We start from the raw sequence: 22,875 nt of genomic DNA on the forward strand, positions 1-22,875 counted from the left end.
ACATCCTCACAACATCATATTCGGACTTGTATCAACAGTAACCTGCAGTCCACCTTTATTCAACTCACCGTCAAATAATTGATACAGATTACGAAGTGTTTCCGTCAAATTTGGTTCAATCTTATATTTTACCATGCATTGATACCGATATCTATCTTTGATCCTGGCAATGGAAGATGCCACAGGTCCATAGATTTTCGCCTGATCAGACAGATTATTTTTCAGGTAGTTCGCAATTTTTTCAGTTGCCAAGACCGCCGCGTCCAAAGCTTCATCACTGACATGAATCAGAACGAGAAAATAGTAGGGTGGATATCCTGCCTGTTTTCTCATGAGCATTTCCTTTTGAAAAAATCCTGTAAAATCATGCTTTGTAACATCTTGAATACTGTAATGCTCAGGTGTATAAGATTGAATGATTACTTCCCCGGCCTTTAGATGACGGCCTGCTCTGCCACTGACTTGAGTCAATAGTTGAAATGTGCGCTCGCTGGCCCGGAAATCCGGCAGGTGAAGCATGGCATCTGCTGCGAGGACTCCGACCAGTGTGATGTCAGGAAAATCAAGCCCTTTTGCAATCATTTGTGTACCGAGCAAAATATCTGCTTCATGGTTCCCAAATGCTGAGAGTAATCGTTCATGAGATCCTTTTCTTCCCGTCGTATCCACATCCATCCGAATCACTCTGGCTTCGGGGATCACCTCCTGCAATTCCTCTTCCACCTTCTGCGTACCGGTTCCGAAATAGCGTATCGCATCGCTGGTGCACTCCGGACATTGATGTGGAACGGTATGATGATAGCCACAATAATGGCATTGCAATTGATTAATCGGCTGATGATAAGTAAGTGAAATATCACAGTGGGGGCATTCAGCCACATAACCGCAATCCCGGCACATGATGAATGTAGAATAGCCTCTTCGATTCAAAAACAAAACGATCTGCTCTTGTTTCTCTATCCTGTTTCGCATTCGTTCGATCAGTGCGTCGGAGAACATAGAACGGTTTCCATGACGCAACTCGTCCTTCATATCCACAATTGTGACATCGGGCATGGCTACATCATTTACTCTTCGTTCCATTTCCAAAAGGGTATATACCCCTTTTACTGCGCGAGCATAACTTTCCAATGAGGGTGTTGCACTACCGAGTATCACCGGGCAATGATACAGCTCAGCTCGTTTAATCGCAACATCCCTCGCATGATATCTCGGTTCTTCTTCTTGTTTATAACTGCCTTCATGTTCCTCGTCGATGATAATCATGCCAATGTTTTGAAAGGGGGCAAACACTGCTGATCGAGCACCAACGGCCACATCCACTTCACCTTTTCGAATGCGTTGCCATTCATCATATTTTTCACCTTTGGATAATGCACTGTGAAGAACTGCCACACGTGAACCGAAACGTTCTTTAAAACGGGTAACCATTTGCGGAGTCAGAGATATTTCCGGGACAAGCATAATCGCTTCTTTTCTTTTTTTCAGAACCTTTTCAATCGTCTGCAGATAAATCTCGGTTTTCCCGCTTCCTGTCACACCTCTTAACAGAAAAATTTCACTCCGTTCCTCCTCAATCGCAGGGAGAATACGTTCAAATACTTCCTGCTGTTCCGCCATCAATTCCATATTTGTTGTCTGTTTGAACTCACGACCTTCGTAAGGGTCCCGCCCGATTACTACATCGGTCTTTTCCACCCACCCTTTTTCTTCAAGGCCTTTAATCACAGAACTGCTCACACTTAACTGTTTCAGTGGATAGTGATCCGTTTCCTGTTCACTTAACCATTGAACGATTTCAGCTTGTTTTTTTGTTCGCTTTGCTAAAGTTAAAAAGGCTTCTTCAGATGTCTTGGGATCCCTGATCAGACGGACATGACGTTCTGTTTTTGTTGTTTCTCCCGTTGCAACAACGGGTTCAACACGAACGAAACCATCATTGATTGCCCTGGACATTTCTTTATGCTCAAATGTCGTCGCATGTTTATACCAATCGTCCCAATCCAGCAGCGGTTTATCTTGAAATTGTTTCAATAAAAACTCACGATCGCTTTCACTGCAATCAACATCATCATTGAGTATCAAGTGTTTTCTGTAATTCGCTCTCATCGCCGAAGGTAGCATCGACTTCAAAACGGAAATGTGATTAGACACGGCATGATTCTTCAACCATACGGATAATTCAATCAGCTCTGTCGTTAATGGGGGGACCAGGTCGGTCAGCGAATCCAGCGCTTTTAATTTGTCGTTTGAAATGGAAGAATCCTGTCCGATCGAGAGAATAAAACCTTGGACTTTTCGGGGGCCAAAAGAGACAACCACTCGCATTCCGGGCGTTGCCAATGGCTCATACTCAGGAGGGACAAGATAATCAAATTGCCTGTCCGTCTGTTTTGCAGAGACATCCACAATAATCCTTGCAATCATGAACCCTGCCTCAAAAAGAAATTGGTCAACGCATCAAGAAGTGCAGTTGCCACCATTGCTTTTGTCTGTAGCGGGATCTTTTCTTCCCGACCATTCCTGAAGTAGAGCATCACTTCATTCGTATCGCCATCAAAGCCATGCCCTGCTTGAGTAATGTTGTTCACAGCAATGGCATCAAGATTTTTGTCCCGTAATTTATTTTTTCCGTACTCTTCTGTTTTTTCCGATTCAGCTGCAAAACCTACTAAAATTTGCTGTTGCTTTTTTTCGCCCAGACTTTTCAAGATATCATGCGTTTTCTCCATTTCTATGTGCCAGTTGTCCTGATGTTTTTTTACTTTTTCCTGGACGATCTCGGATGGCCGATAATCCGCTACTGCCGCTGCTTTTATTACCATATCCGTTTCTTCAAACCTAGCGTTTACGGCTTCCCACATTTCTTTCGCATTGTTCACGTCCACACGATGGACCCCATGAGGGACATCAAGCATAACCGGGCCTGAGATCAAAGTCACTTCTGCCCCTCTGGCTGCTGCTTCTTCTGCGATGGCATAACCCATTTTTCCAGAAGACCGATTGGTGAAATAGCGCACCGGGTCAACCGGTTCAATCGTCGGTCCAGCTGTCACAAGAACCTTTTTACCATGCCATTCAGGGTTTTCCTGATATTTAAAAAAATGATCAATCACGGCTAACAAATCTTCAGGTTCCGCCAAACGCCCTTTGCCCGTGTAGCCACAGGCTAAATAACCATCATCTGGTTCGATCATCCGGCAGCCATATCCTTCGAGAGTTTTCATGTTTTTTTGAACAGCCGGATGTTCATACATATGTACGTTCATAGCTGGTGCAATCAAAATCGGTGCAGTTGTTGCCAATAGAGTTGTTGTAACCATATCATCACCAATGCCGTTGGCAAGCTTTCCGATCAAATTGGCTGTTGCAGGGGCAATCAGTACCACATCCGCCCAATCGGCAGCATCGATATGTGCAATTTTCTCCGGCTCGGGTTCATCAAAAGTATCATCATACACATAGCCTCGGGACAGAGCTTGAAATGTTAAAGGCGTAACAAACTTCTCCGCAGAATCTGTCATGAGGACTTTCACTTCATAATCCTGCTGGACCAGTTTACTAGTTAATGCGGCAGCCTTAAATACGGCAATCCCACCGGATACACAAAGAAGAACACGTTTTTTCTCACCCATGTTGTCTCATCCTTTCAAACCAACTTTCACTTATGGGTCCATTATACATGATTCATGACTGTTGCTGAAGTATAGAAAAAAAACAACCAGCTTCAGCTGATTGTTTCATCTTCATCTTCGATTTCAATTTTTTTGTAGCTTAAAATGCCTTGATCAATTTCTTCAAGGGAGCGTCCTACAAAGTTTGGGGATGTAGATTTAACAGTCATACTTGCTGTATCCGGAAAATCACGAAGCTGTCTTGCACGTTGCGATGAAACGGTCACGAGGGTATACTTCGAATCGATTTTATTCATTAATGAATCAATAGATGGCTTTAACATTTGTCATGTCACTCCTTCACGAGTTCTTTATAAAGATGGATTAAACGGTCTTTTCTGCAATTCTCAGCTGTGACAATGGATTTGATGCGTTCAACGGCGAAATCGACTTTGTCATTTTCCACCACATAATCGTATTGATCCATCAGATCGATTTCTTCACGAGCCACATTCATCCGGTTATCGATCAGTTCGCGGGATTCTGTGCCCCGTCCTTCGATACGATTTCTCAATTCATTCAGATTCGGAGGCATCAGGAAAATGAAAACTCCTTCAGGAAATGTTTTTTTGACCTGGAGTGCCCCTTGCACTTCGATTTCCAAAATCACATCATGGCCTTCATGAATCATTTTTTCGACGTATTCTCTTGGTGTTCCATAAAAATTATCGACGTACTGTGCATATTCCAGCAATTCTCCATCCTGGATCATCCGCTGAAATTCGTCTTTGGATTTATAAAAGTAATTAACGCCTTCCTCTTCACCTTCCCGGGGTGCTCTTGTCGTGGCAGAGACGGAGTAGCGGATGTGTGTATCGTGTTCACGAAGCGCACCGCATACCGTTCCTTTTCCAACACCGGAAGGCCCGGATAATACTATCAGCAGTCCTTTTTCACGTTTCATTAAATTTCACAACCTCTGCATTCATTTCACTAACTCAGTGTATCATGAACCTGTTAAATCTGCCAATGCAGAATTCAAAGCCGCCGTAAGCCGGCGGCTTTGAAAAATAGATACTTCATTCTTCTGATGCATCTTCTTTACTTGATATTACTCTTTGAGCGACGGTTTCCGGCTGAACCGCCGATAAAATAACATGATCACTATCAGCAATAATAACAGCACGGGTTCTGCGCCCGTATGTCGCGTCAATCAGCATATTTCGATCTCTTGCATCTGAAATAATCCGTTTAATTGGTGCAGATTCCGGGCTGACGATTGATATGATCCTGTTTGCTGAAACGATATTCCCAAAACCTATATTAATCAGTTTAATATCCACAATCATTCTCCTATCACGATCAGTATTGTTTAGTCTTATTCAATGTTTTGAATCTGTTCTCTTATTTTTTCCAACTCAGATTTCACAGATACAACTAGGTGATTGACATCAAGGTGATTAGCTTTGGAGCCAATGGTGTTGACTTCTCGATTCATTTCCTGCATCAGAAAATCCAGTTTGCGACCAACCGGTATTGATTCATCAGTCATGGTTTTGAACTGATCAAGATGACTGTCCATTCGAGTCAACTCTTCTGCATAATCACTCTTCTCTGCAAAAATTGCCACTTCCGTCAGAACTCTTTGTTCCTCAAATGAACCAAATTGATCCACCAATTCCTGCATTCGTTTTTTCAATCTGAGCTCATACTCTTTTGCTGCAACCGGGGCCAGATCTCTCAATTGATTAAGAAACGAATCCAGTGTTTCTAACCGGGTTTTCAAATCATCATGTAAAGCCCGCCCTTCTTCGCGGCGCATCAAATGAAGCTGTTCCACTGCTTCAGTCACCGCCACCTCTACTGTCCCAGTCAATTCATCGGCGACCGCTTCGCGTTCTTGGACTGTCACAACATCCTCATGGACAAGCAGCTCCTTCACGGGAAATTCACCACTTGAATCGGATCGTTCTATCATTTGTTGATAAACGCCGAGATATTGATCAAAGATTGCCCAGTCTACAACAACCTGGCGTTCAGTTCCGGCAGACCCATGAAGATTAATGAATACATCTACTTTACCTCTGCTTACAAACTGACTGATCAGTTTCTTCAGGCGATCTTCAAGGAACAGCAATTGCCTTGGCAGACGTATGTTAATCTCCGAATATCGATGATTAACGGCCTTCATCTCCACTGTGACCACACTATTACCCATTTCCTTTGAGGATCGTCCGAATCCTGTCATACTCTTCATCATTCATATCACATCCACTTTTACTAGTTTAACGAATTTTGTTCCTGACAACAAGTAACTCACGAAATCTCTTTTTCTTTACTATAATACCAGAATTGATACAGCTCGTTTGTTTATGAACATAATTTTGCTATAATAGACAAGACTTAGATGCAGACGAACGGAGGAAAACAATTATGTCATTTGACGGAACAGTTACCCGCGCAGTCACCGAAGAACTGAATCAGAAATTATTCTCCGGGCGGATTACAAAAATCCACCAGCCTGATCCGGCTGATATCACGATGACCATACGTTCACAAGGGAAGAATCATCAATTATTTTTTTCAGTAAACCCGAATTTTGCGAGATTTCACTTAACGGAACTTAAATTCACCAACCCCCAGGAACCGCCGATGTTCACTATGGTTCTCAGAAAACACCTGGAAGGAAGTATCCTTGAGTCTGTAACTCAGGATGGACTCGAACGGATTGTTTCCTTTCACTTTAAAGGGCGAAATGAGTTAGGCGATGTTTCACACAAAATCCTGATTCTCGAACTGATGGGCCGTCACAGCAATATGATTTTCGTAGACAAAGACAGCGGCCTCATACTCGACTGTCTCAAACATATTCCTCCATCATTATCCAAACGTTCAGTCATGCCAGGACAACCCTATACATCTCCGCCATATACCGACAAACTGAATCCTCTGGAGGCGGATGAAGAATTAATCAGACGGAAAATTGATTATAATTCCGGGAAAATCGCTGAGCAAGTCCGGGACCGATTTGCAGGGATGTCCCCGCAGGTTGTTCAGGAAATCATGCATCGATCAGGACTTGTCAATCGGGAATCTTTGCCGAAAGCATTTGTGGAAACGATGCGGCAATTGATTGATGGTGACTATACGCCTCAAATCATCCGCCATCAAAAAGAAACGTTCTCAGTCATTGATCTTACGCACCTGAATGGGGAAAAAACTTCATATGATTCCGTTTCTGAAATGCTTGACAGCTATTACGAAAACAAAGCGGAACGCGACCGGGTCAAACAACAGGCACATGATCTGGAACGGTTCATACGAAACGAGTATCAAAAGAACAAGAAAAAATTAAAAAAACTGAAACAAACAATGAATGATACGGAAAAGGCCGTGGAAGACCAAAAGGCGGGTGAACTGGTAACAGCGCATATGCATCTGATTCGACCTGGTGACAAGCACGTAACGGTTATCGATTATTACGACGAAGCCCAGCCGGAGGTCAATATCCCTCTGGATCCGGACAAGTCGCCTTCAGAAAATGCCCAGCAGTTTTTCAAACGGTACCGAAAACGTCAGACCGCTGCTATTCACGTCAAAAAACAGATGAGACAGGCACAAAAGGAAATGCGTTATCTCGATACGCTCATTCAGCAGTTGGCAATGGCCAGCACAGAAGACCTGAAAGAAATCAGGAATGAATTGGAAACAGAAGGTTACCTGAAAAAGAAACGCACATCGAAAAAGCAAAAAAAACCGGCAAAACCAAAACCTGAGAAATTTATTTCATCAGAAAACATTGAAATCTACGTCGGGAAAAACAATACCCAGAATGAATATGTAACGATGCGTATGGCCCGGCAAAATGATACCTGGCTTCATACAAAGGATATCCCCGGGTCCCATGTCGTCATTCGAAGTGAGAATTTTGGAGAAGTTACTTTGCACGAAGCTGCTAATCTCGCGGCCTATTTCAGTAAAAGCAGAATGTCAGCCCAGGTGCCTGTGGATTATACACTGATCCGTCATGTTCGAAAACCCAATGGCGCTAAACCCGGCTATGTCATTTACGATCAGCAGACAACCTTATTCGTTACTCCTGACGAAGATCAGGTTAAATCCCTTCGGCAGCGGGTATTAAAGGCTGATTAATGCATTGTTATCTGAAAGTGAAAGATCCGAATCAATCACCTGTCATCAGGGATGATTCGGATCTTTTATGTTGTGCAGGATCGAATTAACCGGTATTCAATGCATTAAACTGTGACTTTACGAGTTCATAATATTCGCCCTTTTGATCCATCAGTTCATCATGATTTCCTTGCTCCAGAATATTGCCCTGCTCCAGAACGAAAATCTGATCTGCTTCCCGAATGGTGGACAGACGATGGGCAATCATGATCGCTGTGCGCCCTTTCAGAAGTTTTCGAAGTGCTGCTTGAATCACTTGCTCTGTTTCTGTATCAATCGCAGCTGTCGCCTCATCCAATATCAAAATCTGTGGATCGGCAAGAAGGGCCCTGGCGAAGGAAATCAATTGACGTTCACCAACAGACAGAATATTACCCCGTTCTTCCACTTCTGTTTCATAACCGTTCGGCAATTGCTGAATGAAGCCATCTGCGCCCACCGTATAGGCTGCCTTCTTGACTTCTTCATCCGTGGCGTCAGGCCGGCCGAAGCGGATATTATCCAGGATTGTCCCCGAGAAGATAAAGGTATCCTGCAAGACAATACTCACCTTCTCCCTTAAGCTGTCAAGTCCGATATCCCTCAGATCATGTCCATCAAGAAGTACTCTTCCTTTTGTAGGGTCATAGAATCGGCTGATCAGATTGACAATGGTCGTTTTCCCCGAGCCTGTATGACCAACCAACGCAACCGTCTGTCCGCCTTTGATATCCAATGTGATGTCTTTTAATGCTTTGCGATCAGCATCATAGGCAAACTCTACATGATCAAATTGAATATGACCTGTGACCTCCTTCAACTGCATGGCATTTGCTTTTTCCGGAACTGAAGGTTGTTCATCGAGGAATTCAAAAATTCGTTCAGAAGAGGCCATCCCCACCAGCAGCTGATTATATACTTGTCCCAGCCTGGAAATCGGTTCCCAAAACATACCGATGTAAAGTGAAAAGGCAAAAAATTCACCTATGGTTAAGGAGCCAGCCTGAATCAACACCACACCAAACCATAACAGAATAGCAGTGCCTATGGCGCCGCTCAGTTCTACGAAAGGACGGAACATCGCACTCTTTTGCGTGGCATTGCGCCACGATTCAAAGTTCATTTCGTTCATACGATTGAAAAAGCCTATGTTTTCATTTTCCTGTGTATAGGATTGCGTCACACGGATCCCCTGAATGCTCTCATTCAAGTGGGAATTGATCATGGACTGTTTGATTCGTACATCCTGCCAGGAACGCCGGATATTTCGTCGAAGACGGGTCGAAATCAAGAACATAATCGGTAAGATAATTAATATGGCGACTGTTAACGGTGGATTGATAATAAACAGAAGAATAACAATCCCGATCAGCATGATAAGATCCATCAGGAGGTTAATGACCCCGTTGGTAAATAAATCCTGGAGACTGTTGATATCATTTGTAATCCGAACGAGAATGGATCCGGCGGAACGTTGATCAAAGAAGCGGTGTGAAAGACGCTGAATATGATTAAACAGCTTCTTGCGCATATCAAAAATAACCAGCTGCCCGAGCTTATTCATATACTTAATCCGTAAGGAATTCCCGATATATGCAATCACATACATGAAGGCGATAACACCTACCATAATCCAAAGGAAATTCGGATCCTGATTCTCTATAATATGGTCCAGTGCATAGCTCCCGATCAGAATTGGTGCGAACAATCTGACAGTCGTGGAGAGGATCATGCCCAGAATGGCTAAAGGCAATATCGTTCTCGTATAAGGTTTCATGAAACTGAATAATCGAAGCATCTGCATCCAATTAAACGGCTTTTCAATCGCCTGATCTGTTGAATAATGAAATCGTTTCAGCGTTCTTGATTCATCCTTGGCGGTTGTCTGTTTGTCACTCATGTCGTGCACCCCCTATTGACCGGCTTCCATGAATTGATGACGGTCCCGGTATTGTATATCGTAAATATGACGGTAGTGTCCACCTTCAATGCGGAGAAGCTCATGATGAGTGCCCCGCTCGATAATTTCACCGTGATCCAAAACAATGATCTCATCTGCATGCATAAGTGATGAAATGCGATGTGCGATAATAAACGTTGTCCGCCCTTTCATCACTTCCCGGAATGCTGCTTGTATCTTTGCTTCTGTTTCCATATCCACGGCACTCGTTGCGTCGTCAAGGATCAGGATGCTCGGATCGATGCAGATAGCCCTTGCAATCGCAATACGCTGTTTTTGCCCGCCTGACAAACCACCACCTCGCTCGCCGAGGATCGTGTCATAACCGTTCGGAAGATCCATAATGAACTCGTGAGCATCTGAACGCTTTGCTGCATCGATGATCTGTTCTTGAGAGGCTTCCGGATTTCCGTATGAAATATTGTCTTTTACCGACGATGAGAACAGGAAAGATTCCTGTAGCACAACACCGGTATTTTTACGAATGGTTTTCAATGTGTAATCAGATACCGGACGTCCGTCGATCAGAATTTTCCCTCGATCCGGTTCATAAAACCGTGTAATCAGCTGCGTGATCGACGTCTTACCTGAACCTGTCGCACCAATCAGACCGATGGTCGTACCTGGTTTTGCTTCGAATTCAATATCCTTCAAAGCCAGCTGTTCATCACCTTCATAACTGTGGCTGACGTTTTTGAATTCAACATGTCCATCGAGCCGGTCGACTTCGACTGCATCGGGCTTATCAAATACATCTTCTCTCTCGTCCAACACCTGAAGCAGGCGCTCGCCGGATGCTTTTGCCTGCGAGAATGTATTTACGATAAATCCCAGGTTCATCAGTGGATTGATAATAAACCAGACCAGGTTGAAGAAGGCCACCAGTACACCAGGCTGCAGTTCGTCCTGAATCACCAGCCAACCGCCGTAGCCAAGTAAAACCACAACAGCAATTTGACCAATCAGTTCCATAAACGGGAAATAGCGCGCCCAGATATTGGATGTATAAATAAACTTATCTTTATAATCCGTATTTTTGTCATCAAAGCGGCCCATTTCATATCCTTCTTTGGACAGCGATTTGACGGTCGACATGCCGCTGATGTTTTCCTGCACCTTGGTTGTCATACCTGCAAACGATTTTCGGATGTTCGTAAAAGCAGGATGCACTTTTTTATCAAACTGATACACTGTGACAATGAGGAACGGCATGGACATTAAAGTCAAAAAGGCAAGGCTTGGACTATAGTAAAACATAATCCCCATACTCAGACTGATCAGCATCACGATGTTAATCAGCTGGGCAAAACCAAACGATAGAAAAAAACGGAACCCTTCCACATCGGCGGTCAGTCTCGACATTAAATCCCCTGTCCGAGCATTGTCATAATATCTGAAAGGTAAATATTGAAGCTTTTTATACAATGCATTTCGAAGTTCATACACCGCGTTGATCCCAAACAGATCTCCAAGATACTGATGAAAATAAACAGTTATACTTTTCAGCAATGTAATCAGGAAAAAGCCGATAGCGACAAAAGGAACTAAACCGAAATTCTGTTCTCCAATGACGACATCAATCGTGAATTGCAAAATTACAGGATACACGACGGTGAATGCTGTTGTCAGCAGTAAAAATAAAATAGACAGGAAGAAATAGCGCTTATAAGGCATATAAAACATCTTAAGACGTTTAAATGTATTCAAGATTGATCCCCACTTTCGCATACATTAAAATGACAGCCCCCTTAATATATCGGTTTCCGAAATATTTATCGAGAGCCAAAAGTTGCGAAAATCTCGCTTGTCATTTGATTAGCTAGGAAAAATCTCTACGATACGCTTACTATGGAACATTTGCTGGTAAATCCTTGTAAATAAAACAAGGCTTATCACCAAATCAATGGCGAGAAGCCTTTGTTGCACTTATACTTTATTCCAGCAGCAGACGTAAACTTTTCTAAGCAGCAGAACAAAAAAACGGAATCCTCACAAGACGAAATCCGTTTCTTTGTTCTTTTGATTCTAACTGACTATTTCCAACCTGCCGGATTTCGTTTCCACTCCCTCAAGGACTTAAGCTGATCACTTGTTAAATCCCCTTTTGCCGAGGCACTTTCGATTAATGCATCAAAATCGGTCAACGTGTGTATCCCAATCGATTTTTCTTTCGCCAATTCATTTGAACGTTGAAGATTATAGCTGAATATCGCAAGTATATCCGTCACAATGCCACCTGCTTCTCTGACTGATTCAGCAGCTTCGATCGACGATCCGCCTGTGGAAATCAAATCTTCGATAATCAATACCCGGTCACCTTTATTAATTCTTCCCTCAATACGGTTTTGCTTGCCGTGCCCTTTTGCCGATCCGCGAATATAGGCCATCGGCAAATTCAGTGTTTCGCTGATCCAGGCTGCATGAGGAATCCCAGCAGTAGAAGTCCCTGCAATGACATCGATCGTAAGTTCCATATCTTCAATCGCCTTACAAAATGCCTGAATTACCTGCTTTCGCTCGTTCGGATATGCCATCAACAATCGATTATCACAATAGATTGGGGATTGAATACCTGAACTCCATGTATAAGGATGATCCGGGCTTAAAGAAACAGCACCGATTTCAAGAAGTAATTCAGCCAATTTATCTCGCGTTGTCGTTGTCATTTACAGTCCACTCCTTCATATAATTTAAATAGGCCGCTCGAGGATTTTCAGCTTTTGTAATTCCTCTGCCAACCACGATTGCATCGCTGCCTGCCACTCTTGCTGCCGAAGGTGTCATTACCCGAATCTGATCATGAGGGGCATCGTTTTTTAGACGAATCCCCGGCGTCAGTGTCCAAATCGCAGGATGATGACGTTTTAATTCTGCCGCCTCCATTGCGCTGCAAACAACACCTTTCAATCCTGCTTGGAGTGCAAGCCCTCCCTGATGCACCACATGATCCGTAATCGGTTCATAAACATGCAGTTCTTCCTTCAGCATCATGTCTGATGTACTGGTTAATTGAGTGACAGCAATACAATCAGGAACGTCCCTTCCTGAAGGGGTCCCTATAACAAGTCCTTCCATAGCTGCTTCCATCATACGTTTGCCTCCTGCAGCGTGGACATTCACAAGATCAATTCCAAGCGTCGCCAAAACCATCATGCTGCGTTTGACGGTTTCAGGGATATCATGAAGTTTCAAATCCAGAAACACTTCATGCCCCAGAACTTTCAAATCATAGATCATCGCAGGGCCTTCTTTATAAAAGAGTTCCATTCCGACTTTCACCGCCGGCTTTTCGTCAGAAAAATGGTGCAATAAACCCATGGCATCCTGTTTCGTCGGGACATCCAATGCTATAAAGAGAGGGGTTGACCGCATGACGCAAAACTCCTTCCAATCACGTCTTGCATGTTTTCAAATCCCAGTTCTTTAAGCCTGACCGGCAATGCCTGGATCAACTCCGGACAAATCATAGGATTTTGAAAATTGGCTGTTCCCACTGCCACGGCTGAAGCGCCTGCCATCATAAACTCAATCACGTCATCCACTGTCTGAACCCCGCCCATGCCTATAATTGGAATTGATACTTCCTGCGCTACATCATAAATCATCCGGATCGCAACCGGTTTAATAGCAGGACCAGACAATCCTCCTTTCCCATTAGCCAAAACCAGTTGTCCTGTTGTGACATCAATTTGCATCCCAACCATCGTATTGATCATCGAAAGTCCGTCTGCGCCAGCTGCTTCCACTGCCTTGGCCATTGCGACAATATCTGTTACGTTCGGCGACAGTTTGACATAGAGCGGAATGTCACTGACTGCTTTCACAGCTTTCGTTAAATCATAGGCAATATCCGGATCACTGCCAAACTGTATCCCGCCTGATTTGACATTCGGGCATGAAATATTTAATTCCAGCGCAGAGGCTTTACCTGATGAAGCAATCTTCCTCGATGTTTCCACGTAATCCTCCGGCGCATTCCCTGCGATATTCACAAGTACCGGAATGTTATTAGACGTTAATGCTTCCAATTCATGTTCGATGACATGGTCCACACCTGGATTTTGCAGTCCAATGGCATTGAGCATGCCACTTTCCGTTTCTGCAATTCGCGGCACCTGATTTCCCAGTCTTTTTTCAGCGGTGACCGCCTTAACTGTGATCGCACCCAGCAGATCAAGATCATAGAACTGACTGTATTCCTGCCCAAAACCATAGCAGCCGGAGGCTGGAAGGATTGGGGTTTTCATTGACATACCTGGCAGTTCAATTGTTGTGTTCATCAAAGGATCACCTCTTTGCTTGGGAATACCGGACCATCTGAACAGACTTTTGCATATTGCTGTTCTGTGTTGGTGGGACACACACAGGCAAGACAAGCACCAACGCCGCATCCCATTCGTTCTTCGAGTGATAAAAACCCTTGGATCGGAAGCTGATGCTTCACTTTTGTCAGCATCGGCTTAGGACCACAGGCGTAATATGTGACTACACCTTCTGTTGAGACAATGTCTGTCACATAGCCTTTATGACCGTAACTGCCATCTTCAGTGGCAATGTGCACATCGCAGAATTCCTCAAACTCCTTGTCATAGAAAACGTCTTCAGCACTGCGAAAACCGAGGTACGCAGAACATTGAATGCCTTTTTCCACCAGTTCCTTCGCCAGAAAATAGAGCGGCGGGATTCCAACACCTCCACCAATCAGGATCACATGACTGCCTCGTTCAATCTGGTTGATCGGAAAGCCATTTCCTAGCGGCCCCAGAATATTCAGCGACTCGTTTTCCTGCCTGCCCGCCAGGACGGCGGTACCTTTCCCAACTACTTTGTACAGGCAAGTCAGCGTTCCTTCTACCCTGTCTATATCAGCAATACTGATCGGTCTCCGTAACAGAGGTTGACCGAACTGTCCGGTTTGAATATGAAGAAACTGCCCTGCTTCAGCAGCATCTGCCAGATCTGGAGCAGATACTTTCAGCTCGTAGACTTCTTGTGCCACCAGTGTCTGATGAACAATCGATGCATCCGTCAATTTCACAATAATACCTCTTTTCTATTGAAATGATCGGCAGAATCAACCGCTTCGATACTGAATGTCAGCATTTCCAGCACTTTCACCACTGCACTGGCTGTATCCATGGACGTCAGGCAGGCAATTCCTCTCTCAACCGCTTCACGCCGGATTCGAAACCCATCTCTCGCCGGTTGTTTCCCCCGGGTAAAGGTGTTAATAATCAAATCAGCTTCCCCTTTTTCAATCACATCGAGCAGATCATGTTCACCTGTGCCGATTTTGCCAATCACCGTTGAAGGAATGCCTTGTTCTTTCAAAAACGCTGCAGTACCTTCCGTAGCAAGCAGCTGATAGCCAATCTGATGAAAACGTCCCGCAATTTGGGCAGCTTCGGTTTTGTCTTTGTCCGCTGTTGTGATCAAGACAGTACCTTGGGTTGGAATGTGAATTCCAGATGCAATTAATCCTTTGTAAAGCGCTTTTTCCAATGTCAGGTCCGTACCGATGACTTCTCCGGTTGATTTCATTTCAGGTCCAAGAGAAATATCCACACTGCGGAGCTTAGCGAATGAGAAGACCGGGACTTTCACCGATACTTTACTTGTCTCCGGTAATAAACCTTCTACAAATCCCTGTTTTTTCAATGATTTACCTAAGATTGCTTTTGTGGCTGCATTGGCCATATTCATTCCTGTAACCTTACTGATGAATGGCACCGTTCTGCTTGATCTTGGATTGACTTCAAGCACCAACAGGCGATCTTTTTGAATCACGAATTGAATATTCATCAACCCACGAATGTGAAAACCTTTGGCAAGCCTGATCGCTGCATCGGTGATGATTTCTTTCATTTCATTAGACAGCTTTTGCGGTGGATACACAGCAATGGAGTCTCCCGAATGCACTCCTGCACGTTCGATATGCTCCATAATTCCAGGAACAACTGCCGTTTCTCCGTCACAGACAACGTCCACTTCAATTTCTGTTCCGGTAATGTACTCATCGATCAGCACCGGGTGTTTTCGGTTGACATTAACAGCCCTTTGCATATAATGATTCAACTCGGACTCGGTATTGACAATTTCCATCGCTCTTCCGCCAAGCACATAAGAAGGACGAACTAGAACGGGATAACCGATGTCCTCTGCGATCGCAAGTGATTCCTCCACTGAAACTGCCGTTTTCCCTTCCGGCATTGGCAGACCGATATCATGAAGTCTCGCTTCAAAATAATTGCGGTTCTCACAGGCATCCATCTCTTCAAGGCTCGTACCAAGGAGCTTCACACCTCTTGCAACAAGACTGTCTGCCAGGTTAATCGCCGTTTGTCCTCCGAATTGAACCATAACGCCTACCGGCTGTTCATGTTCAATCACGTGCATCACGTCTTCGGTCGTTAACGGTTCAAAATATAATTTATCAGACACTTCAAAATCAGTACTGACTGTTTCAGGGTTGTTGTTGATAATGATGGCCTCATAGCCAGCTTCACGTATCGCTTTTACAGCATGAACAGTGGCATAATCAAACTCCACACCCTGTCCGATGCGGATCGGGCCGCTCCCCAATACAACAATGGATTTACACTCTGTCACAACAGATTCTTCTTCAACTTCGTAACTGCTGTAATAATAAGGTGTTGCAGAGGTGAACTCTGCGGCGCATGTATCAACCATTTTATAAACCGGCTTCAACCGCTGGCTTTTTCGTATATCTTCTATTGTTTCCTCCGGAAGTTTTACCGCCTCTGCGATATATTCATCTGAAAAGCCAAGGACTTTCGCTTCTTGTAAAAGGTCTTTCCAGTTCGATGCATCCAGTCGATGTTCCAGTTCTATAATGCGTTGCAATTCACTGAGAAAATAGCGGTCCATCATCGTCATGCCGATCAGCTGATCCACTGTCCAGCCTCTTCTCAGACCTTCTGTTACAGCAAAAATCCGCTCATCGTGCTGTTTGCTTACCGCTTTTTCGAGCTCTGCCACGTCCATTTTCATAAAATCAGGGTGCATCAAGTGGTTAAATCCCGTTTCTGCAGAACGAACCGCTTTTAGAAATGATTCGCCAAAGGTTCTGCCAATCGCCATAATTTCACCCGTTGCTTTCATTTGTGTCCCCAATGAGCGATTGGCTGCATCGAATTTATCAAATGGCCAGCGCGGAATCTTCGTCACGACATAATCAAGAGCCGGTTCAAAACTAGCATAAGTCACCTTCGTGATTGGGTTGATACACTCATCTAGTCTGTATCCGGCCGCGATCTTCGCGGACAGTTTCGCAATCGGGTAGCCTGCAGCTTTTGAAGCCAGTGCAGATGAGCGGCTGACACGCGGATTCACTTCGATGATATAGTACTGATCACTATGTGGATCCTGCGCCAGTTGTACGTTACATCCGCCTTCAATTTCCAGAGCTCGTATAATGGCCAGAGACGCATTTCTAAGGCGTTGATAGTCCTTATCCGTCAGTGTCTGTGATGGTGCCATGACGATGGAATCACCGGTATGGACACCTACAGGGTCGATATTTTCCATATTACAGATCACGATTGCTGTATCGTTGGCATCGCGCATCACTTCATATTCTATTTCCTTAAATCCCGAAATGCTCTTCTCGATCAGACACTGATTCACAGGACTAGATTTCAGTCCGCCGTAAACGATTATCTCAAGTTCTTCCATGGTATCAGCGATTCCGCCCCCTGTTCCGCCAAGCGTATAGGCGGGCCGCACAATCAAAGGAAGTCCGACTGAAGCAGCAAAACGCTTCGCTTCATCAACACTGTGAACGATATCGCTTTCCGGAACAGGCTGCTGCAATTCGTTCATCAGATTTCTGAAAGCTTCCCTGTCTTCAGCCTTGCGGATTGAACTGACCTCAGTTCCGAGGAGCTTTACTCCGTATTCATCAAGAATGCCGGATTCATGAAGTTCCACCGCAAGGTTTAATCCGGTTTGCCCGCCTAGTGTTCCTAAGAGCGCATCGGGTCGTTCCTTTCGGATGATCCGGCTCAGGAAATCGACGGTTAAAGGCTCCATATAAACTTTATCAGCAGTTGTGGTGTCTGTCATAATGGTTGCCGGATTCGAGTTGACCAGCACAACTTCATAGCCTTCTTCTTTCAATGCCTGACAGGCTTGGGTTCCTGCATAATCGAATTCGGCTGCCTGACCGATAATAATCGGTCCACTGCCGATCACAAGGATTTTATTGATATCAGTTCGTTTCGGCATAGTATTTCCTCCCGGCATGTTGATTCATAAGCTCATCAAATTGAATGAACAGTTCTTTTGCATCTTCCGGTCCTGCAGATGCTTCCGGATGATATTGGACGCTGAATGCTGGCGCGTGCCTGTGACGGATGCCCTCAACGGAATCATCGTTCACGTTACGATGTGTGATTTCAAACGGCGTCTGCTCCAGTGATGCTGCATCAATGGCATAGCCGTGATTTTGCGAAGTAATCGCAATACGTCCCGAACTTAGATCACGCACCGGATGGTTGGAACCCCGGTGACCGAATTTCATTTTGAACGTGCCAGCACCGCATGCTCTCGCTAAAAGCTGATGACCGAGACAGATGCCAAAAAGCGGTACCATACCAATGAGATCCTGCAGTGCTTCGATTGCTTCAGGAATATCTGCAGGATCTCCGGGACCATTACTGAGTACCAGACCATCAGGCGCATAGCTTAAGATTTCCTTTGACGTTGTGTTATAAGGAACCACAATCACATCGTATCCTTGTTCCAATAAGTCCCTTAAGATTCCCTTTTTCATCCCGTAATCAATCAGAACCACCCGTTTACCATAGCCCGGATTCGCGTACGTTGTTTTCGTCGATACTTCCCTGACCTGGCCTGCAAGAGGCTTTGTACTCTTCAAGATCTCAAGCACCTTTGTTGTATTTTCCTCAAATGGCACAATGGCTCCCCGCATTGCTCCTTGCTCGCGGATCATCCGGGTCAGCATGCGCGTATCGACTCCTGTAATACCGGGAACATCGATGGCTCTCAGCCACTCATCCAGTGATTGTCGCATTAAATGATGGCTGGGATCCTTTGCTGCATTCTTGACAACCACGCCTCTAAGCGCTGGTTTCATGCTCTCAAAATCATCCCGGTTGATTCCGTAATTGCCGATCAATGGGTAGGTCATTGTGATAATCTGTCCCGCGTAAGATGGATCAGACATGATTTCCTGATAACCGGTCATGCCTGTTTGAAAAACCACTTCACCAAAGGAATCTTCCTTTGCTCCTAATGCTGTACCCATGAAGACAGCCCCGTTTTCGAGGATCAATTTCCGTTTCATCAAACTTCAGCCCCCATCCCTGTTCGTGTATATACAACCTTTCCGTTGTGTACGGTATGCACAGGCCAGCCAGTCAGATGTGTACCACCGAATGGCGTATTTTTGCCTTTTGATAAAAAGCTGGCCGGATCCACTTCCTGAATCATCTCCGGATCGATAATCGTAAAATCTGCATAGCCACCAGGATATAGCTCCCCTGCTTGCAGCTGAAATACTTCTGCCGGTTTAACAGTCAACCAGTCAATCAGTTGACTGATACTGATGAACCCTGCTTGAACCAGGTGAGTGTATAACAGCGGGAATGCTGTTTCAAAGCCAGTAATTCCAAAGGGAGCTCTTATCATCGGCTGCTCTTTTTCTTCTTTTGTGTGTGGGGCATGGTCTGTTGCAATGATATCCAGCGTACCATCGATCAATCCTTCAATTAATGCCTCCCGGTCTGCCTTGCTTCTCAGCGGTGGGTTCATTTTGTACAGACTGTTATCTCCAGGGATATCTTCATCCGTCAGCACGAGATGATGAGGCGTCACCTCTGCTGTTACTCGAATTCCTGCTCGTTTAGCATCCCGAATAACGCGGACCGATTCTTTTGTACTGACGTGACATACATGGTAATGAGCTCCCGTCGCCTCGGCTAACAGGCAGTCACGAGCAATATGAACGGATTCACTGACTGAAGTAATCCCTTTGATTCCATGAGCCTGACTGAAGGTTCCTTCGTGAACGGCACCGCCATTCACGAGACTGATGTCTTCACAATGCGCGACAACTGGAATGTCTTCTTTTGCTGCTTCCTGCATCGCTCGATACATCATACCGGCAGATTTCACGCCTACCCCATCGTCGGTTATCGCCACCGCTCCGGCCTGTTTTAACCCCCTGACATTCACCAGTTCTTCACCGAGCTGCCGGATTGTAATTGAGGCATAAGGCAGTGCGGTAATGAAGCCATCCTTTTTCATCATTTGATTGATTCTCGTCCATGTTTCCACCGTATCCGGCACAGGCCGTGTATTCGGCATAGCACAAATCGTAGTAAATCCGCCTTTTGCGGCAGCTTGTGTTCCGGTAAGAATCGTTTCTTTGGCTTCTCCGCCGGGCTCTCGCAAATGTACATGAAGATCCACGAGACCTGGAATCAACCATTTTCCTTTCACATCAATCCCTGATTCATCCGGTTTAACAGATGTGATGGTGTCGATGGTTCCATCTTCTTCGTTTACCAATACGTGGACGTCTTTCATCCATGTTCCATTTGAATAGACAGTTGCATGGTTATACCACATGAACAGGTGCCTCCTTTTTATGCAATGCTCTGACCAGTACTGCTTTTCTGACGGCTACACCGTTGTTCATCTGTTTGAAGATTCTTGAACGGCTGCATTCAACCAGCCGTGTATCAATTTCCACACCCCGGTTTACCGGAGCAGGATGCATAATGATAGCATCAGGTTTCATGCGGCGCTCCCGTTCAACGGTTAAACCGTAAGTGTTCAAATACGTGTCGGGATCGGACAAGCTTCCTGTATCATGCCGTTCGAGCTGAATCCTGAGAAGCATCAGCACATCTGCAAGGTGGACCGCTTCATCCATCGTCACAATTTTTTCCTCCGGGATCGAATCGTCAATCCACTCCCTTGGACCGGATACATAGACATCCGCACCGAGCCGCTCAAGGACTTCCATATTGGAATGTGCCACACGACTGTGGAGAATATCCCCTGCAATTACGACCTTGATTCCACGAAAGAGACCATATTCCTGCCTTATGGTCAATAAATCAAGTAAAGACTGGGTTGGGTGATCCCCTGAGCCGTCCCCTGCATTGATGATCGGGACAGTAATCCCTTCAAGTTGATCATAATACCGGGTTTCACCATGCCGGATAATAAAGGCGTCGCAGCCGATGGATTCGAGGGTTTTAGCTGTGTCATAAAGACTTTCACCCTTATTCACACTGGACGTGGCAACATCGAAATGCAGTGTGTCGATACCGAGTTGTTTTTGAGCCATTTCAAAACTGCACTTCGTTCGGGTACTTGACTCGAAGAATAAATTCGCAATGATATGACCATTTCGACTCCCCACATGCCTGACTTCATACAATCGTTCTGCATCATCGAGAATCCGTTCAATTTCCATCACAGACAAGTCTTTTAATGTCGTTAATGACGCCATATTCAGTCTCCTTTCGTTTTACAAATCCTATCCGCTTAAAAAAATACACACCCCGGGCAAAGGGTGTGTTAAAGCAGATCAAATCGTTTCACGGTTTGATCTGCTTTCACCCTTGGAAGTCTCCCGGACTTCCTTAAAGGATGTACCTTATGCTGCGCCATCCGATTCAGAATCGCGCTGATTGTCTTCTGTCATTTCTTCGAACATCTCTGAACTGGTTTTCACCCGGTCTCTGCCAGGAAGAATCATATTCAAAACAATACCGATAACGGCTGCCAAAGCGATGCCGGAGATTTCAATCGTATCGGTGACCTGAATAAACGCTCCGCCGATTCCAATGATGAGAATCACCGATGAAATGATCAAATTACGTTTCTTACCGATATCCACATGATTATCAATCAGCATGCGCATCCCATTCGAAGCAATGATCCCGAAAAGCAGGATGGAAACCCCGCCCATAACAGCAGTCGGGATCGTTGTAATGAGTGCGGAGACTTTACCAATAAATCCGAACCCGACAGCCAAAACTGCTGCGCCACCGATCACGAATGTACTGAACACTCTAGTCAGTGCGACCACACCGATATTTTCTCCATATGTAGTGTTTGGCGGGCCTCCAAGGAATGAACTGATAACAGTTGCCACACCGTCACCAAAAATTGACCGGTGCAGACCGGGTTTTTCCACGAAATTTTTGCCGGCTACTTTACTGAGTACCATCTGATCTCCGATATGTTCAGAGAGCGTGACGAGTGCAATCGGCACCATGATCAAAATGATTTCAAACGAAAAATTTGGTGTATAAGTGACGTACGGCACCAGAAATTCCGGAGCTTGGATCCAGGCAGCTTCCTGAACCGGAGCAAAATCAACCAGCCCTTGCCATGCTGCAAAGGCATAACCTGTTGTAATCCCGAATAAGATCGGTATCAAGCCGAAGAAGCCTCTGAAGAAGATTGATGCCAAAATGGTAATCGCCAGCGTAAACATCGCTACCCCAAAATGCACTCCACTGTATGCCTCTGTTGCCGGATCGTTCATGGCCATATCGATGGCCACTGCAGCAAGTCCAAGTCCGATGACCATAATGACCGGTCCCACTACAATCGGTGGAAGCAGCTTCATCAGCCAGTGGACACCCGTTGCCTTGATGATCAATGCAACAATTCCGTAAACGAGCCCGGCGAAGAAACTTCCCACCATCGCACCTTCAGGACCGCCAATACTGATCGCAGCAATGATCGGCATAATAAAAGCGAATGACGAACCAAGATAAGCTGGAATTTGTCCTTTTGTGATGGCAAGATAAGCGAGTGTCCCAAGACCACTGGAAACCAGTGCCACTGCCGGACTCAGACCGGTTAACAGCGGAACAAGGATGGTTGCACCAAACATAGCAAACAGATGCTGAATGCTCAGTACCAGCCATTTATCGAGTCTTGGCATTTCTTTAATTCCTACATCTTTGGGTTGATTCATATCGAATTCCTCCTTCTTTTTTCAAACAAAAAACCCCTTTGAGATTCAAAGAGGTAATTCGCTCTCTTGTCACACGGCTATACGTGCAGAATAGAGGAGGAATATACCCCTTTCCAGTTTCTCTGAACTGGTTTAAAGGGAGG

General features: G+C 45.1%; 18 protein-coding genes. 1 reads left to right on the top strand and 17 read right to left on the bottom strand.

Annotation, left to right across the window (positions count from 1 at the left end; all coding sequences use genetic code 11):
* Positions 1 to 6: 6 nt before the first annotated feature.
* The 6 genes from priA to BBEV_RS09435 all read right to left on the bottom strand — a co-directional run bounded on the left by priA (position 7) and on the right by BBEV_RS09435 (position 5,874).
* Entirely contained in the window at positions 7 to 2,427 is a 2,421-nt protein-coding gene (priA, locus tag BBEV_RS09410; protein WP_069365244.1) for a primosomal protein N', read from the bottom strand.
* Positions 2,424 to 3,635, bottom strand: a complete 1,212-nt coding sequence (gene coaBC / locus BBEV_RS09415) for a bifunctional phosphopantothenoylcysteine decarboxylase/phosphopantothenate--cysteine ligase CoaBC (protein ID WP_069365245.1) — start codon at positions 3,633 to 3,635, stop codon at positions 2,424 to 2,426. The genes priA and coaBC overlap by 4 nt, the downstream gene beginning before the upstream one ends.
* A 92-nt stretch (positions 3,636 to 3,727) precedes the next feature.
* Positions 3,728 to 3,958 carry a DNA-directed RNA polymerase subunit omega gene (gene rpoZ / locus BBEV_RS09420; protein WP_069365246.1) on the bottom strand — a complete coding sequence of 77 codons (231 nt, stop codon included), beginning with the start codon at positions 3,956 to 3,958 and terminating at the stop codon, positions 3,728 to 3,730.
* An 8-nt stretch (positions 3,959 to 3,966) separates the two neighbouring features.
* On the bottom strand, positions 3,967 to 4,578 hold the full coding sequence (gmk, locus tag BBEV_RS09425; RefSeq protein WP_069365247.1) for a guanylate kinase: 612 nt from the start codon (positions 4,576 to 4,578) through the stop codon (positions 3,967 to 3,969).
* A 115-nt stretch (positions 4,579 to 4,693) separates the two neighbouring features.
* Entirely contained in the window at positions 4,694 to 4,957 is a 264-nt protein-coding gene (gene remA, locus BBEV_RS09430) for an extracellular matrix/biofilm regulator RemA (RefSeq protein WP_069365248.1), read from the bottom strand.
* 35 nt (positions 4,958 to 4,992) lie between these two features.
* Positions 4,993 to 5,874, bottom strand: coding sequence for a YicC/YloC family endoribonuclease (locus tag BBEV_RS09435; RefSeq protein ID WP_069365249.1), 882 nt, complete (start codon positions 5,872 to 5,874; stop codon positions 4,993 to 4,995).
* 173 nt (positions 5,875 to 6,047) lie between these two features.
* Here BBEV_RS09435 and BBEV_RS09440 point away from each other — a divergent pair, with 173 nt between their 5' ends.
* Positions 6,048 to 7,766 carry an Rqc2 family fibronectin-binding protein gene (locus BBEV_RS09440; RefSeq protein WP_069365250.1) on the top strand — a complete coding sequence of 573 codons (1,719 nt, stop codon included), beginning with the start codon at positions 6,048 to 6,050 and terminating at the stop codon, positions 7,764 to 7,766.
* An 85-nt stretch (positions 7,767 to 7,851) separates the two neighbouring features.
* Here the strand turns inward: BBEV_RS09440 and BBEV_RS09445 are convergent, their stop codons facing one another.
* The 11 genes from BBEV_RS09445 to BBEV_RS09495 all read right to left on the bottom strand — a co-directional run bounded on the left by BBEV_RS09445 (position 7,852) and on the right by BBEV_RS09495 (position 22,732).
* Positions 7,852 to 9,684: an ABC transporter ATP-binding protein gene (locus BBEV_RS09445; protein ID WP_069365251.1), complete on the bottom strand. Its 1,833-nt coding sequence runs from the start codon at positions 9,682 to 9,684 to the stop codon at positions 7,852 to 7,854.
* A 12-nt stretch (positions 9,685 to 9,696) separates the two neighbouring features.
* Complete coding sequence (locus tag BBEV_RS09450; RefSeq protein ID WP_069366687.1) at positions 9,697 to 11,451, bottom strand: ABC transporter ATP-binding protein; 1,755 nt, start codon at positions 11,449 to 11,451, stop codon at positions 9,697 to 9,699.
* Between the two features lie 326 nt (positions 11,452 to 11,777).
* On the bottom strand, positions 11,778 to 12,410 hold the full coding sequence (gene pyrE / locus BBEV_RS09455) for an orotate phosphoribosyltransferase (protein ID WP_069365252.1): 633 nt from the start codon (positions 12,408 to 12,410) through the stop codon (positions 11,778 to 11,780).
* Positions 12,388 to 13,116 carry an orotidine-5'-phosphate decarboxylase gene (gene pyrF / locus BBEV_RS09460; RefSeq protein ID WP_069365253.1) on the bottom strand — a complete coding sequence of 243 codons (729 nt, stop codon included), beginning with the start codon at positions 13,114 to 13,116 and terminating at the stop codon, positions 12,388 to 12,390. Before pyrF ends, pyrE begins: the two co-directional genes overlap by 23 nt.
* The gene (locus tag BBEV_RS09465; protein WP_407690228.1) at positions 13,092 to 14,027 is read right to left on the bottom strand and encodes a dihydroorotate dehydrogenase; all 936 of its coding nucleotides are present in this window, start codon (positions 14,025 to 14,027) and stop codon (positions 13,092 to 13,094) included. The genes pyrF and BBEV_RS09465 overlap by 25 nt, the downstream gene beginning before the upstream one ends.
* Positions 14,024 to 14,782: a dihydroorotate dehydrogenase electron transfer subunit gene (locus BBEV_RS09470; protein WP_232318148.1), complete on the bottom strand. Its 759-nt coding sequence runs from the start codon at positions 14,780 to 14,782 to the stop codon at positions 14,024 to 14,026. The genes BBEV_RS09465 and BBEV_RS09470 overlap by 4 nt, the downstream gene beginning before the upstream one ends.
* A complete protein-coding gene (carB, locus tag BBEV_RS09475) occupies positions 14,779 to 17,991 on the bottom strand; it encodes a carbamoyl-phosphate synthase large subunit (RefSeq protein WP_069365255.1) in 3,213 nt (1,070 codons plus the stop codon). Before carB ends, BBEV_RS09470 begins: the two co-directional genes overlap by 4 nt.
* A complete protein-coding gene (carA, locus tag BBEV_RS09480; protein WP_069365256.1) occupies positions 17,975 to 19,072 on the bottom strand; it encodes a glutamine-hydrolyzing carbamoyl-phosphate synthase small subunit in 1,098 nt (365 codons plus the stop codon). Before carA ends, carB begins: the two co-directional genes overlap by 17 nt.
* Positions 19,072 to 20,364, bottom strand: a complete 1,293-nt coding sequence (locus BBEV_RS09485; protein ID WP_407690250.1) for a dihydroorotase — start codon at positions 20,362 to 20,364, stop codon at positions 19,072 to 19,074. Before BBEV_RS09485 ends, carA begins: the two co-directional genes overlap by 1 nt.
* Positions 20,348 to 21,250 carry an aspartate carbamoyltransferase catalytic subunit gene (locus tag BBEV_RS09490; protein ID WP_069365258.1) on the bottom strand — a complete coding sequence of 301 codons (903 nt, stop codon included), beginning with the start codon at positions 21,248 to 21,250 and terminating at the stop codon, positions 20,348 to 20,350. Before BBEV_RS09490 ends, BBEV_RS09485 begins: the two co-directional genes overlap by 17 nt.
* 147 nt (positions 21,251 to 21,397) lie before the next feature.
* The gene (locus tag BBEV_RS09495; protein WP_069365259.1) at positions 21,398 to 22,732 is read right to left on the bottom strand and encodes a solute carrier family 23 protein; all 1,335 of its coding nucleotides are present in this window, start codon (positions 22,730 to 22,732) and stop codon (positions 21,398 to 21,400) included.
* Positions 22,733 to 22,875 lie beyond the last annotated feature (143 nt).

It is taken from the genome of Salisediminibacterium beveridgei (genome assembly GCF_001721685.1).
GTDB classification, from domain to species: Bacteria; Bacillota; Bacilli; order Bacillales; family Salisediminibacteriaceae; genus Salisediminibacterium; species Salisediminibacterium beveridgei.

Excerpts from the sequence above, each read along its gene's own strand:
- priA (WP_069365244.1), bottom strand. The coding sequence starts at position 2,427 with ATGATTGCAAGGATTATTGTGGATGTCTCTGCAAAACAGACGGACAGG.
- coaBC (WP_069365245.1), bottom strand. The coding sequence starts at position 3,635 with ATGGGTGAGAAAAAACGTGTTCTTCTTTGTGTATCCGGTGGGATTGCC.
- rpoZ (WP_069365246.1), bottom strand. The coding sequence starts at position 3,958 with ATGTTAAAGCCATCTATTGATTCATTAATGAATAAAATCGATTCGAAG.
- gmk (WP_069365247.1), bottom strand. The coding sequence starts at position 4,578 with ATGAAACGTGAAAAAGGACTGCTGATAGTATTATCCGGGCCTTCCGGT.
- BBEV_RS09435 (WP_069365249.1), bottom strand. The coding sequence starts at position 5,874 with ATGATGAAGAGTATGACAGGATTCGGACGATCCTCAAAGGAAATGGGT.
- BBEV_RS09440 (WP_069365250.1), top strand. The coding sequence starts at position 6,048 with ATGTCATTTGACGGAACAGTTACCCGCGCAGTCACCGAAGAACTGAAT.
- BBEV_RS09445 (WP_069365251.1), bottom strand. The coding sequence starts at position 9,684 with ATGAGTGACAAACAGACAACCGCCAAGGATGAATCAAGAACGCTGAAA.
- pyrE (WP_069365252.1), bottom strand. The coding sequence starts at position 12,410 with ATGACAACGACAACGCGAGATAAATTGGCTGAATTACTTCTTGAAATC.
- pyrF (WP_069365253.1), bottom strand. The coding sequence starts at position 13,116 with ATGCGGTCAACCCCTCTCTTTATAGCATTGGATGTCCCGACGAAACAG.
- carB (WP_069365255.1), bottom strand. The coding sequence starts at position 17,991 with ATGCCGAAACGAACTGATATCAATAAAATCCTTGTGATCGGCAGTGGA.
- carA (WP_069365256.1), bottom strand. The coding sequence starts at position 19,072 with ATGAAACGGAAATTGATCCTCGAAAACGGGGCTGTCTTCATGGGTACA.
- BBEV_RS09490 (WP_069365258.1), bottom strand. The coding sequence starts at position 21,250 with ATGGCGTCATTAACGACATTAAAAGACTTGTCTGTGATGGAAATTGAA.
- BBEV_RS09495 (WP_069365259.1), bottom strand. The coding sequence starts at position 22,732 with ATGAATCAACCCAAAGATGTAGGAATTAAAGAAATGCCAAGACTCGAT.